General features: G+C 46.6%; 12 protein-coding genes. 6 read left to right on the plus strand and 6 right to left on the minus strand.

Features of this window, described 5'->3' with window-relative positions:
- Nucleotides 1–11 precede the first annotated feature (11 nt).
- Both SFV55_RS04010 and SFV55_RS04015 read right to left on the minus strand, forming a co-directional pair.
- Nucleotides 12–524 carry a (2Fe-2S)-binding protein gene (locus tag SFV55_RS04010; protein WP_320028172.1) on the minus strand — a complete coding sequence of 171 codons (513 nt, stop codon included), beginning with the start codon at nt 522–524 and terminating at the stop codon, nt 12–14.
- A 93-nt stretch (nt 525–617) separates the two neighbouring features.
- Entirely contained in the window at nt 618–1,469 is an 852-nt protein-coding gene (locus SFV55_RS04015) for an AraC family transcriptional regulator (protein WP_320028173.1), read from the minus strand.
- Between the two features lie 158 nt (nt 1,470–1,627).
- Here SFV55_RS04015 and SFV55_RS04020 point away from each other — a divergent pair, with 158 nt between their 5' ends.
- The 4 genes from SFV55_RS04020 to SFV55_RS04035 all read left to right on the plus strand — a co-directional run bounded on the left by SFV55_RS04020 (nt 1,628) and on the right by SFV55_RS04035 (nt 5,306).
- Complete coding sequence (locus SFV55_RS04020) at nt 1,628–2,617, plus strand: phytanoyl-CoA dioxygenase family protein (RefSeq protein ID WP_320028174.1); 990 nt, start codon at nt 1,628–1,630, stop codon at nt 2,615–2,617.
- A 28-nt stretch (nt 2,618–2,645) separates the two neighbouring features.
- The gene (locus SFV55_RS04025) at nt 2,646–3,476 is read left to right on the plus strand and encodes an aldo/keto reductase (RefSeq protein ID WP_320028175.1); all 831 of its coding nucleotides are present in this window, start codon (nt 2,646–2,648) and stop codon (nt 3,474–3,476) included.
- Between the two features lie 101 nt (nt 3,477–3,577).
- Entirely contained in the window at nt 3,578–3,883 is a 306-nt protein-coding gene (locus SFV55_RS04030) for a Dabb family protein (protein ID WP_413776689.1), read from the plus strand.
- Between the two features lie 7 nt (nt 3,884–3,890).
- Nucleotides 3,891–5,306, plus strand: coding sequence for an MFS transporter (locus tag SFV55_RS04035; RefSeq protein WP_320028177.1), 1,416 nt, complete (start codon nt 3,891–3,893; stop codon nt 5,304–5,306).
- Between the two features lie 252 nt (nt 5,307–5,558).
- On the opposite strand, the gene SFV55_RS04040 is transcribed toward SFV55_RS04035, so the two are convergent.
- Nucleotides 5,559–6,722, minus strand: a complete 1,164-nt coding sequence (locus tag SFV55_RS04040) for a hypothetical protein (RefSeq protein ID WP_320028178.1) — start codon at nt 6,720–6,722, stop codon at nt 5,559–5,561.
- A 90-nt stretch (nt 6,723–6,812) separates the two neighbouring features.
- Here SFV55_RS04040 and SFV55_RS04045 point away from each other — a divergent pair, with 90 nt between their 5' ends.
- Both SFV55_RS04045 and SFV55_RS04050 read left to right on the plus strand, forming a co-directional pair.
- Nucleotides 6,813–7,751, plus strand: coding sequence for an ornithine cyclodeaminase family protein (locus SFV55_RS04045; RefSeq protein WP_320028179.1), 939 nt, complete (start codon nt 6,813–6,815; stop codon nt 7,749–7,751).
- A 15-nt stretch (nt 7,752–7,766) separates the two neighbouring features.
- On the plus strand, nt 7,767–10,358 hold the full coding sequence (locus SFV55_RS04050) for a cation-translocating P-type ATPase (protein ID WP_320028180.1): 2,592 nt from the start codon (nt 7,767–7,769) through the stop codon (nt 10,356–10,358).
- Here the strand turns inward: SFV55_RS04050 and SFV55_RS04055 are convergent.
- The 3 genes from SFV55_RS04055 to SFV55_RS04065 form a co-directional block, all read right to left on the minus strand.
- Nucleotides 10,355–11,878 carry an ATP-grasp domain-containing protein gene (locus tag SFV55_RS04055; RefSeq protein WP_320028181.1) on the minus strand — a complete coding sequence of 508 codons (1,524 nt, stop codon included), beginning with the start codon at nt 11,876–11,878 and terminating at the stop codon, nt 10,355–10,357. The two genes, SFV55_RS04050 and SFV55_RS04055, sit on opposite strands and share 4 nt — an antisense overlap.
- Nucleotides 11,879–12,002: 124 nt before the next feature.
- Entirely contained in the window at nt 12,003–12,587 is a 585-nt protein-coding gene (locus SFV55_RS04060; RefSeq protein ID WP_320028182.1) for a LutC/YkgG family protein, read from the minus strand.
- An 11-nt stretch (nt 12,588–12,598) separates the two neighbouring features.
- Nucleotides 12,599–13,972: a lactate utilization protein B gene (locus tag SFV55_RS04065; protein ID WP_320028183.1), complete on the minus strand. Its 1,374-nt coding sequence runs from the start codon at nt 13,970–13,972 to the stop codon at nt 12,599–12,601.
- Nucleotides 13,973–14,145: the final 173 nt, after the last annotated feature.

The raw sequence follows: 14,145 nt of genomic DNA on the forward strand, positions 1-14,145 counted from the left end.
AGGATGAGGGATTATTTACCACCAGCTTTGCCAACTTTCTGACTGCCGCCACCACTGGTTTTGGACAAATCAGCGGCACGGTGAATGGCTTTGCGGATGCGGTCGTAAGTGCCACAGCGGCAAAGGTTGCCACTCATGGCCGTGTTGATGTCTTCGTCGCTAGGATCTGGATTGGTTTTGAGCAAGGCGACAGCTGACATAATCTGGCCGGATTGGCAATAGCCACATTGGGGCACTTGCTCTTCGATCCAGGCCTGTTGTACGGCGTGGAGGGTAGCACCATCAGAAATACCTTCAATAGTAGTCAATTTGGCACTTTTGGCCAAAGAGGAAACGGGCGTTTGACAGGAGCGAATGGGTTGACCATTCAGGTGGACCGTACATGCGCCACAAAGCGCCATACCGCAACCAAATTTTGTCCCTTTTAGGCCTGCAAAATCGCGCAGAACCCATAGCAAAGGCATGTCTGGCTCAACATCCACCGTTACTTTTTTCCCATTGACATTTAGGTTATAAACAGCCATTGTGATGAATTTTGGGTGTAAAACAGCTTTAAAGGTACTCAATTCTAACAGTCAAAGCCAGATAAATGTGGTGATTTAGGGCAAAAATGCAATTTAGAAGGTGGCAAGATGCCGCTTGCGAAAATCCTTCGGGTTTTCTCCATTCAACTTTTTAAAGGTCTTATTAAAATGAGACAGGTTTTCAAATCCACTTTCGTAACAGGCTTCCGATACATTGTATTGCTTTAACAACAGGCGTTTGGCCGTATTGATCCGGTATTGGTTCAAAAATTCCGTGAAGGTCATCCCCGTCATTTTTTTGAAATAACGGCAAAAAGCTGCATTTGATAGATTAGTCAATGCGACTATTTCCTCCATGACAATTTTTCCCTGGTGGTGTTTTTCTACAAAATGATAAATTCTCTGCAAACGTTGCTGATCCTGAAAATACTGCTCGTTTTGAATGGGCGTTGCGCCCAATTTTTGCGCCTCATTACTCAAGGCCAATGTTTGAAAAATATCCAATAATTCCATCAGCTGCTGAAAATGGCTAAGATTGACTAAGCGCTTGAGGCGTTGCCCAATGGTGGTTTTGGTTTCCCCAAAAAAAGAGACCCCTTCCCTACCCTGTTCAAACAAACGTCGCATATCACTCAGCTCTGGTGCTTGAAAGAAGTTTTTGCCCAAAAAATCCTCCTTGAGTTGAATGACTATTTTGTAGTGTTCATGCTCTACCCCATAATCAAAGTTTAGGTGAGGTACATTCGGGCCAATAAAAACCAAATCGCTGCCTTCGTAACGCGAGATATGATCCCCGATGTGCCGGGTCCCATTGGCGCCTTCAATGTAAACCAGTTCGTATTCCGGATGATAATGCCATAAAAAAGTGTTGTGCAAACGTGGTGTGAGCAAAATCCGGAAAGAACGATCCGTATCAGGTCGAATGTCTTCAAACTGGATTTTCATGCTTTTTTGTTCAAAAATAACCAAGCAAACTGATTTTTAGTCCAAGCAGGTCAATGGAGAACAAAAAAATGCAATCTACGGGGTGGAAAAGGCTGCGTCGCGTGGATAATTTTGCTTTATTCATTAAAAGTTCCTTTTTTACCTTCAAATTCAATACCATGCAACCTGAAACACCCACCATGGCTCCCACAATGACGCCAACCATGGCCTTTGACCACAATCATGAAGATATCCCCGGTAATCCCTCCACTGCAAAAAGCAGCCAGGCCAAATTGAGTGACCGTTCGAATGGCCAGCCATTGCGCGTATTATCGGAAGAAGACTGGCAGTTTTGGCAACACAATGGCTACATCGTGGTCAAAGGTGCAGTACCCAAGGAAAACTGTGCAAGACTGGCGGCCCTCCTCTGGGAATTTGAAGAAAAAGACCCTGCAGATCAGGATACCTGGTACACCCCCGCCCGCGCCGAAATGCGGATGAAGGAGTTGACCAACAGCGGGATGGTAGAAATTTACAACCACCAATACCTCTGGGATAACCGCCAATCTGAGCGTTTGTACAATGCTTTTGTAGACATCTGGGGCACCGAAAAACTTTGGGTGACGATCGACAGGGCCAATCTTAATTTCCCCTCTCGCCCCGGGCACGAGTTCAAAGGATTTATCCACTGGGATTACGACCCTGAAACCAAGCCTCAAAACGTTCAAGGTGTTTTGGCACTGGCCGACCAAATCGATGAGAACATGGGCGGATTTCAGTGTGTACCGGAGCTGTTCCGCACCTATGATACCTGGAAACTCACTCAGCCTGCCGATCGTGATCACTTCAAGCCAGATATTACAGGTTTTGAATTGGTGAAAGTAAAAATGGAAGCTGGCGATTTATTGATTTTCAACTCCTGCCTGGCCCACGGCATCCGCCCAAATATGAGTAAAGACAAGGTCCGAATCGCTCAATACATCTCCATGATGCCTGCCCAGGAAGAAGATCAGGCACTGTTGAACTGGCGCCTCAATTCCTGGTGGAATCGCATTTCACCTGAGGGATACGCTTTCCCAGGCGACCCACGCAAATGGGAACAGACTCTTTACCAAACTGCCGAATTAAGTTCATTGGGCAAAAAGTTGCTGGGATTGGAAAAATGGTAAATTTACACCTCCATTTTAACCCGTTCTTATGCAACTAGCTTCTTATCCCGATTTTTACACCGAGCTCAACAACGGCGTTCCGATGCCCTTGCTGGGCTTGGGTGTTTATGATATGTACAATCAGGAAGCCGAAAATGCCATTCTTCAAGCTCTGGAAATAGGCTACCGCCTGATTGATACCGCCAGCATGTACAACAATGAAGTTGAAGTTGGCAATGCCATCCGCCATTCCGGGCTTCCGCGAGAAGCAATTTTCCTGACGACCAAAGTCAATGATTCGGACCATGGGTATGACCAGGCTTTGCGGGCTTTTGAAGCGAGTCAGCAGAAATTGAATTGTGAATACATCGACCTTTACCTGATCCACTGGCCCATCAAAAACAAAAGACAGGATACCTGGCGCGCGCTGGAGCGTTTGTACCAGGAAGGGCTGGTCCGGGCCATTGGCGTTGCCAATTATTTAGAGCCTTTTTTGGATGAACTGTTGCCCAGTGCCGCAGTTGTTCCAACAGTCAATCAAGTTGAATTCAGTCCTTATCTGTTTTTAGAAGGTTTGCTACAGCGTTGTCAACATGAAAAAATTGTGCTACAGGCCTACACTCCTTTGGTGCGTGGCGAACGATTTAATGATCCGAAATTACTGAGCATGGCAAAAAAATACGACAAAACGCCTGCCCAAATCATCCTGCGTTGGGCCCTCCAACTGGGCGTTTCAACTATTCCCAAGTCAGCCAATCCAAAACGGTTGCAAGAAAATTTTGATCTTTTTGATTTTTCCATTACCGATACAGATATGGCATATTTGGCTACCTTTAACGAGGATTACCGGGTAGTCCCGAGTCCAATCTCAATGCTTTAAATCAATTTTTTCGTATGAAACCTACCTTAATAACGATCGCCTTACTACTTTTCGGGCTCACTGCCAACGTGCAGGCCCAATCACCTAATGCAGGAAAAAAGATGCTCCTACGTCACGCAGTATTGTTCAAGTTCAAGGACAGCAGTAGTCCAGCCGAAGTGAAACAAGTAGAGGACGCTTTTCGGGCCCTGCCCAAGCAGATCAAAGAAATCAAAAGCTTTGAATGGGGCACGAACAACAGTCCGGAGAACCTCAACCAAGGGTTTACCCACTGTTTTTTCGTCACTTTTGTTTCGGAAGCAGATCGGGAAGTCTATCTCCCCCACCCTGCGCACAAAGCTTTTGTTGAGGTCTTGAAGCCTCATTTGGACAAAGTTTTGGTATTGGATTATTGGTCAAAAAAATAGCAACACAATGAACAACCGTACTGCGTTGTACACCCTGATGAGCGTGTGGTTCTTTTGGGGTTTTATCGCTGCGTCAAATGGCATCCTGATTCCGATGTTCAAAGAGCAGTTTAATTTGCAGCAATGGCAATCCCAATTGGTGGATTTTGCTTTTTATGCTGCCTATTTCGTAGGGTCAATCCTCTATTTTCTGGTTTCAGCCGCACTCAAGGGTGATATCCTTAACCGCATTGGTTACCGTCAAGGGATTATGTACGGTTTTATCATTTCAGCAGTAGGCACCTTGTTGTTTATTCCTGCTGCTTCACTGCAATCCTTTCCGCTGCTTTTGGCTGGTTTGTTTGTGGTAGGCCTTGGGTTCTCTTTGCAACAAACTTCTACCCAACCATTTATGATTGCGTTGGGCGATCCAGCGACCGGTGCACACCGCATCAACCTGGGCGGCGCAGTCAATAATTTGGGTACTACCATCGGACCAGTTTTGATCAGCTTTGTGATCTTTGGCTCGGTTGGAGATGCTGCCCCAAAAGGAGTTGGGATTGAAGCCGTAAAAATGCCTTTCCTGGTGATTGGTTTGATTTTTATCCTCTTCGCGCTGTTTTTCCGTTTTTCCAAACTGCCAACCATCACCAATGACGAAGACGTTCAGATTGGCACCGGGGTGTTGAAATACCCGCAATTGGTATTGGGGATGATTGCCATTTTTTGCTATGTAGGTGCAGAGGTAACCATCGGTAGTAACCTGGGGGAATATTTGAGCAAGACCCAAAACCTGGATTCCTCCCAAATTTCTGAATACATTTCCCTGTTTTGGGGCAGTATGATGATGGGGCGTTGGACTGCTGCTTTGAGCAATTTTAACTTTAGACCTGCAGTAAAAACCCTCTTAACCATCGTTACTCCATTTGTAGCCTTTGGGGTGGTTTTGTTTGTCAACTCCCTCCGTGGATCGGATGTTTCACCGCTTTACACTTATGCATTCTGTGTATTGATCATCATTGGAGCGTTTTTTGCAGCGCAAGAAAAGCCCATCCGTACTATGGTGCTATTCTCTCTTTTGGGTGGCGTAGCCATGATTATTGGGATGCTGACCTCAGGACAAGTGGCCTTGTTTGCCTTTATTAGCGGCGGTTTGTTCTGCTCGGTGCTTTGGCCCTGCATCTTTTCATTGGCTACAGCTGGCTTGGGCAAATACACCAACCAGGGTTCGGCTTACCTGATCATGATGATTTTGGGTGGTGCAGTAGTTCCGGTTACTCAAGGTGCGCTGGCGGATGTGCCTTCCATTGGCATTAAGTTATCCTATGCCATTCCATTGCTTTGTTTTGCATACCTCTTGTTCTTTGGCATTCGTGTACAAGCCATCCTGAAAAATCAGGGCTTGGATTTCGACCGCGATGTGGCAGTGAAAGCTGGGCACTAATACGATCCAGCCCACTGGGTGATTTCTAAAGTGCCTTGGGTTTTTTCAGTAGTGAAGAACACTGCTGTGAAGTTTTTTACCATCTAGGAAACCCAAGGCACTCTAGGATTTACCCCAGCCGCTGCAAAATTCGGGATGCTCAGTTTTTTGTAAAAATGCCGCTTTTCCATTCACTTTTGCCACCAATCAGGCTCATTAATTGCCTCAGGTGGAAAAGAAAAATGGCCTATGGATTGTTTTTCAAAAAAGTCATCACAATTTCCCGGGAGGGACTTTGCCTTGCTTGATCAATGCCGTTTGTTCAGCATTAAAAGGTGGCCAAAACATATGTTCATCCTGCTGCGCCGAGCGGAAAAAATCGGCAATAAAATTCATTCTTTCGCCCAAATTTCCCCAATCTTTTGCCGCGCTACCAGCACTGGAATCAGGGCTGCAATCCAAATCTTCAAGAACCTTCAACAATTCGGGATTTCGGATCACAAGCAATTCTTCGGGAAACATTTTAGCTGGCTCGTAAGCAATCAAGGGAATGTCTTCCGACAAGTCCAAATGACCATCTGGTACTTCAATCCGCATCAGCATTTTGGTTGAAATTTTGCGCCACTCTGTTGCCATGTGCTGGACTACAGGTCCCAGGTAACTTTTGAGAAATGGCGAGAGAAGTTGAAAGAGGAACCTCGGAATACTTGCTTCAATGAGTTGTTCCATTTCACCTAGCAATTTCTTTTTTAAAATTTGCTCAATGGGCGCATTGAGGGAATTGTTGATGGCTGGGTCAAGTCGGATTTGTTCGTGGTACCCAATCAACACATTGGCGTAAAAAATCAACTCCGCTTTTGCTTTGGGGTCAGTTTCAAAAATTGCTTCCTGATAAGCAGTGTAAGCCTTTTCCAGTTTATCGTAAGCATTTTCTTTGCTTTGGTTTTGCCACAAATAATCCAAAAATGCCTTCAGATTCGATTCCTTTTGATCGGGATTTGAGGCAATGCTTTGCAGGAATTGCGTGTACAAAGGAGCCAATTCAGCAAAAACCAAAAGATTCCCCTTTGCTACTTCCTTCGCTGAAGCCTTGGCTGTTTCGTTCAGGATTTTGAGTAAAAATGAATTGTTGATTTTGACTTTCCAGCCAAACCAGGTCATGGCCCCGGGGATAACGCGCACCAATTCCCTTACCCAGTCCTTCCCACGCAAAAACTCTTCAATTGCCGCGTCCACATTTTCCAATCGAATGAATTTTCCAGCCGTTTTGGAGGCCCAGGTGGCATAAGCACACCAACTAACATTGTTTTTTCCTAAAAGCTGACTTAATGCCAAATTGATTTCGCTGTAGGTTTGGGTAATTTGCAGATTGCGGAGTACGGGCTCTGGGTGCCCAACTATGGTGGAGATGGTTTGATGATCAATTCTAGGGTACATGGCGTTTAAAGTTTGAAACAAGATAACATTTTTCGGCATTTAGAACAGGTTCCAAAGCCTTTCTTCAAGATTAATCTTTAAATTTAGAACATGAAGTACCTAGATCAACAGCAGATAAAAGACCTCCTGCCTATGACCGATTGTATAGCGGTCATGCGCAATTTATTCAGCCTAGACCCTGAAAAAGACCTGATCAATCCTTTACGCCCCAAAATGATGTTGCCCAACGGTGGAATTCTTGGCATGATGCCTGCTTCTATTCTGCCTTATGGTGTGATGGGCATCAAGATTATCAGCGTCTATTTACAGAATTACGAAAAAGGACTGAGTTCCCATCAGGGCATCATTCATCTTTTTGATGCGGAAAACGGAATGCTTTTATTGAGTATGGATGCAGATGAAGTAACAGCCATCCGCACCGCAGCAGTTAGCGCTTTGATGACGGATCTCCTTGCTGAAAATGGGGCCGAAACGCTGTGTCTGATTGGTACAGGAACACAGGCGATCACCCATCTGGAAGCCATTAGATTGGTGCGGCCGATAAAACGAGTACAGGTTTGGAGTAAAAACCAGGCAAATGTTGTACGTTTTGTGCAAGAACAGTCTGCTCATCACGATGTAGAGATTCTTGCTTGCTCAGATGCAGAAAATGCAGTACGAGGGGCTGACATTGTTTGTACGCTCACATCCTCTGCTGAACCTTTGGTTTTTAATCCATGGTTAAAACCGGGGGTACACATCAATGCGGTTGGCGCCAGTACACCCAATTACCGGGAATTGGCACCCGAGATCATTTTTGATGCAGATGTATTTGTGGACAATTATGAATCCGCTGTTAATGAAGCGGGTGATTTGATTTTGGCGGTGGGTGGCAAAACCAAAGTCAGGCCTTTGATAAAAGGGGATATTCATGCAGTTTTGAGCCAACCGGGGTTAGTTGATAAATCGCACAAGACCCTCTTTAAATCCCTGGGTTTGGCCATTGAAGACATTGCAGTGGCGCATTATTGTTGGCAAAAAATCAGTTGAGAAAACTTCAAACGAATGGCCAATTTCCATACCAAAACCATTGTGCAAAGCCTCGAATTGCTCAAAACTGAGCCTGGGGGCTTACCTACTACCGAAATGGTCAATCGCCAAAACCTGTATGGTCCCAATGAACTGGTCCAAAAAAAGCCCAAGCCACCTTGGTTGATGTTTTTGCTACAATTCAAAGATTTTATGATCCTGATCCTGATGGTTGCCGCCATTATTTCAGGCATTGTGGGAGAAACCACCGACTCCATCATCATTTTGATCATAGTTTTGTTGAATGCAGTCATCGGTTTTATCCAGGAGTACCGGGCAGAAAAAGCCATTGATGCCCTCAAAAAAATGAGCATCACCATGACCAATGTCCGCAGAGATGGGGTGGTACAGACTCTTTCCTCTACTGAGCTCGTACCTGGCGATGTGGTGCTATTGGAAGCTGGTAATGTTATCCCTGCTGATTTGCGCTTATTGGAAGCCAACAACCTGCGCATCGATGAATCTACCCTCACCGGAGAGTCCGTACCGGTGGATAAACTGACTGAAGTTTTAGAACTGGCCGATAGCCCATTGGGGGATCGCTTCAATCTGGCTTTCAAAGGCACCTTGCTCACCAACGGGCGAGGACTGGGCGTCGTTACGGCCACGGGTATGCAAACAGAACTTGGGAAAATTGCCCAACTTCTTCAAGGCGAAGAAGTAGATACGCCCTTAAAACGGCGCATGACGGCTTTTGGAAAAAACCTTACCTACATCATTCTCTTTATCTGTGTCATCATCTTCGTGGCGGGTTGGTTGCGCGGTGAAGACGAGTTGAAGATGTTGTTGATTTCCATAAGCCTAGCTGTTGCGGCCATTCCAGAGGCTTTGCCTGCCCTGATGACTATCGCGCTGGCTCGTGGGGCCAATCGGATGGCTAAAAAGAAGGCCTTGGTGCGTAAATTGCCCTCAGTCGAAACCCTGGGCTCAGTTTCCTACATCTGTAGTGACAAAACGGGGACTTTGACCCAAAACAAAATGAAGGTGGTCAGCAGTTTTGCAACAGAACCATTTATTGATGGCATTGAAGTCACCCCACTTCTACTGGTTATGTCGCTCAACCAGGACGTCAATGTAAAATCGGCCACGGAACTGCATGGCGATTCCACTGAGGTGGCCATCGTGGAAGAGGCCATAGCACAATTGGGTTTTGAAACCTTCCAAAATCTAGTCCAACAATTTCCAAGAGTAGCTGAATTGCCCTTTGATTCCGACCGCAAATGTATGACTACGGTACATCAGTTTGGAGAGCAGTTTTTGGTGCTAAGTAAAGGGGCAAGCGAGTCCTTAATGCCTGTGCTGAATTCATCACTCCACCAGCAACATCTGGAAAACATGTCCGATTCCTGGGCTAAAGAAGGCCAAAGAGTGCTTGCCTTTGCCTACAAAATTTTGCCTGCATTGCCCCAGCCCTTTTCGTATGAAACCGTAGAAACCCAGATAGACTTTGCTGGCGTGGTTGGCATCATTGATCCGCCTCGGGAAGAGGTCAAAAGTGCCATCGCTGAATCCAGAGCCGCAGGTATCCACCCGGTGATGATTACCGGGGACCATCCCGCCACCGCGGCAGCCATTGCCCGAGAAATCGGGATTTTACAAGCCGGTGACCAAACCCTAACCGGAGGAACTCTAGCCCAACTTTCGGAAGAAGCCTTTCTGGATCAGGTTGAAAACACCACGGTGTATGCCCGGGTTTCTCCTGATCAGAAACTGCGCATCGTCAAAGCTTTACAAGCTAAAGGACACTACACTGCCATGACCGGGGATGGCGTAAATGATGCCCCTTCTCTCAAAGCCGCTAACATTGGTATTGCCATGGGCATCAACGGCACCGATGTCAGCAAGGAGGCGGCACACATGATTTTGTTGGACGACAATTTTGCGACCATCATTAAAGCCGTCAAAGAAGGTCGCCGGATCTACGACAATATCCGAAAATTTGTCAAGTACATCATGACTTGCAACAGTGCAGAGTTATGGACCATCTTTTTAGCCCCTCTGATTGGTTTACCCATGCCCCTTTTGCCCATCCATATCCTGTGGATCAACCTGGTTACCGATGGCTTACCTGGTTTGGCGCTGGCGGGCGAAAAAGCGGAAAAAGATGTGATGAAACGCCCTCCTAGGGGAGTCAATGAAAACATTTTTGCGGAAGGGCTTGGTTACCACATCATTTGGGTGGGCTTGTTGATGGCGGGGGTTACCCTGGGGGTTCAGGCCTGGAGTTTAAAGGAGGGAGGACATTGGCAAACGATGGTTTTTACAGTGCTTTCTCTTGCCCAGTTGGGCCACGCCTTGGCGGTACGGGGTGAGCGCAGTTTTTTGTTTCAGCAAGGTTTGTTCAGCAATTTGCCTTTGGTTGGGTCTGTTTTTTTTACTTTTTTACTGCAATTGGCCGTAATTTATGTACCCTTTTTAAATAGCGTTTTTCGCACTCAGCCTTTGTCCTTGCGGGAGTTGGGGATTTGTTTGGGATTAGCAGCCGTGGTATTTCACGCGGTGGAATTGGAAAAATGGGTGAAAGGGAATTTGCGGAAAAGTAGCCCAAAAGCGATTACCAGAGCTTAAAATCGAGTACTCTCTTTATCCAGAACCTCAATGGTTTTGGCAAAATAAGCCTGGGCTTCGGCAATGTTTCTCCCGATACAGACCATGCCCAATTTTCCGTATTGCGACAGGGCCCCAATCATGTGAAAAGTAACTCCGCATTGGGTCACCCCATCATATTGAATGCGGTTACAATGAGCGATATCAATCAGGTCTTGAGGGCTTAACCCCTTGTATTTTTCGTTGACCACATTATCTGAGGCAAAATAACAGCGGGTTTGGCCATTTGGCATTTGATAACTCCCTTGTTGCCAATCAAACATCCCATCAGTCAAAAATTGGAGCATCAAAAAAGGGTGAGTTGTACCTCCTTTGCGCAAGTTGATTTCTATCGCATAGTGTTTCCAGGTATTGTCCTCTTTTACCGAAATAAAATCAATACCAAAACGGCCCAATACGCCCTGTTGCTGCAATTCGTCTGCAACTTTTTTGCCAATGGTCGCGATCTCATAAGTGTATTCCGGGTTTGCGGGGAAGGTAGCGCCCAGAAAAACCTGCCCACTTTCCCCACCCAGTACCTGATCGTGAGTAGAAATGACTTCACTTTCGCCCAAAGGATTGATGCGCAATTGAACCGAGGGAGATTCTTTGATTTGACCTTCGATGAATTCCTCCACGATCCCTCCCATGCTATTGAATTTCTGCATAAAACTGCTGTAATCCAGGCCTTCAGCTACTATGGTTGTTTGTTGAGCCAATCGTTCTTGAATTACCGCCAACGGGTTTGTTTCCTCCAACAATGATTTAGGGAAACGAAAAATGGCATTCCCATCTCCCGAAAAACCATCATTCATTTTGATGACGGCTTTTTGCAATTGTGGCTGATTGCGTTTGAGTTGCAGCAAAGCACTGGCGATTTCTGTTTCAGAATGGATATTTTCAATCCCGAAGGGTAAGTTCAGGTTCAGTTTTTTAAAAATTCGTCGGCTCCCCGTTTTGGTTCCCAAATACAACAAAGCAGGATCACAGCCGTAAACCGGAATATCCAAAGCCAGTGCCAGTTGTTGCTCGTAATACGTCTCATTAAAACAAACCAAATGAGCCAATTCCGGGCCTTTAATGTTCGATTTGATGCGCTGAATCAGCCGAGGTCGGGCGAGGATTTTTTCAGTCAAGGAAATTTTGCTGGCGTCGTAACAACTCAGTAGAGTAAGCCGCTGCCGGGCATGAAAACCAGTAATACCAGGCAATAAATGCAGGTAATAATCAATTATGATCTCGTCGATGGGCATGCTGGTCACGTAAACTACCCGGGTGCGGGGCATACGCAATAGCATCAGCAAACAGAGGAGCCTTTCTTCGTAAAATTGGACACCTTGTAAGGCTTTCAGGATTTTTTGATCCAGCGTCAAACTAGGAATAACCACCACGGTTTTTTCGGCCAGGTCGTTGGAAAAGATATGCGGATACTGCTCTGCAAAGCGCTGTTGGAGAAGTTGGTATTGGTGATTTGAATGGTCTATGCCTGGTTTTTGCATCATCGGAGGAGCTTGTTGAAATTCCAACAAGTTAGCCAGATGGGTTAGGCCAGGGCAATGACTTTTCAACTGGTAATGAGATGATTTTCAGGTTGAAGATTGGTCGGAAGCGTCGTCGCCCACCCTCTCACCCCATCAAAAACACCGTCATCGTCCTTGCGCCATGCGCCCCCAATACCAGTGATTGTTCAATATCCGCAGTTTTAGAAGGCCCGGCAATAAACACCCCGAAACCATACTCCTGGCCTTGCAAACGTTCATAAGCCTGATGCATGTTGGCAACGAGGGCGTCTGCGGGCAAGACAACAGCCAGGTGTTGGCAAATAAAAGGCACTGCCCGTTGTTGAAAATTGGCTTCGGTCACCCAGATGGCTGAGTTTTCCGCCACACCAAAGGTTCCGGTAATGATGGCCAGTTCTACATTCGCCAGTTCGTGCGGATCTGTATTTTCGGGAATAGGATCGGCCAAATGTTGCAAGGCAGGAATGGAGCTGATGATGCGTCCTGGATACGGATTTTCTTGCAAATAAGTCTCTATCCCTGAATAATCCTTTACCTGCACGGGTTTACCACCGATGCTACTCAATACCGTCATAAACTGATCCAATACCTCACTTGTCCGCACCGGGAAGGAAGTCAAATCCGGCAAAGGGCGTTCATTTACAGGTTGATTGGCCCGTACTTGGGCCAATATTTGATCTCTTACTGACATACGTTAGCCGTTTAACTTCTATTTTTGAGGTACCATTCCCGGAATGATTCTTTGGGTGCCGCGGGCATTTCCCTTTGTTTGAACCAGGGATTGAAGGAATTACTGACCATCCCTGGAATGGCCCGCATGGTCCAACGCCCCATTTTGCCCATACTTCGGTACACCCTTGGATTGGACAATACAGTAGACATCATTTTGAGGCCCATTTTTTTACCAAAATCAACTTTGCCTTGACGCGTCAATTCTTGTCGCCATTCGTACAACTGCTCATGGATATTGATCTTTACCGGGCAAACGTTGGAGCAGGAACCACAAAGAGTAGAAGCAAAAGGTAAATCCGCGTTTTTAGTCATGTCCAAATTGGGCGCCAAAATTGCCCCAATTGGCCCTGCTACCGCGTTGTGGTACGAATGCCCACCACTCCGGCGATACACAGGGCAAGTATTCATACAAGCCCCACAACGGATACATTTGAGTGAATTGCGGAAGGCTTCACGACCCAGTTGTCGGCTGCGGCCATTGTCTACCAGTACGATGTGCAACTGAGCTCCGGCACGTGGGCTTTTGAAATGACTGGAATAAGTAGTGATGGGTTGCCCGGTAGCACTGCGGGCCAAAAGGCGCAAAAATACTCCCAGGTGTTCGCGGCGAGGGATGATTTTTTCGATGCCCATACAAGCAATGTGGACATCGGCAAGATGGACGCCCATGTCGGCATTGCCCTCGTTGGTGCACACCACAAATTCTCCGGTTTCGGCGACGGCAAAATTGACCCCTGTCAGGGCTACCCGGCGACTAAGGAATTTGTCGCGCAAGTGTTGGCGGGCCGCTTCGGTCAACAATTGTGGGTCAGCACTTCCTTTAGGGGTGCCCAGGTGTTGGTGAAACAATTCTCCAATTTCTTCTTTTTTCCAGTGGATGCAGGGCATCACGATGTGGCTGGGTGGTTCGTCGGCCAGTTGCACGATACGTTCACCCAGGTCGGTATCTACTACTTCAATGCCATTTTCGGCCAGGTATTCGTTGAGGTGGCACTCTTCGGTGAGCATGGATTTTGACTTGACCATGCGAGTAGCGCCAGCTTGTTGTAGAAGGGAAAGGACAATTTGGTTGTGTTCTGCTCCATCGGCTGCCCAGTGTACGATGGCGCCGTTGGAAATGGCTTGTCGTTCAAAAGACTCGAGGTAATCTGCAAGGTTGCCCAACACATTGTCTTTGATGGCGGAAGCAGTGTTGCGCAGGGCTTCCCAATCTTCGTAGAGGGTATGTGCGGCTTTGTCCCGCTTTTGGCGTATCCACCACAATGTGGCATCGTGCCAGTCTACGCGGGGTTCATCCGCGTTGAAACGTTCGGATAATTCGGGATGTTTGGGCTTGGTAGACATTGCTTGCAGTTTACGGACTAAAGTAACTGCTTTCTCCAATAAAATCCTACTTGTACTCTCCTATTGTAGCTCAAAATTTAGAAAAACGGATAACCCTTTAGTGCCTTCGGTTTCTTAGGTGGTGAAAAAGAATCATTATTTCACCACCTAAGAAACCGAAGGCACTAAAGGGG

Origin of the sequence: Haliscomenobacter sp., from assembly GCF_033763495.1 — a bacterium.
GTDB lineage: Bacteria > Bacteroidota > Bacteroidia > Chitinophagales > Saprospiraceae > Haliscomenobacter.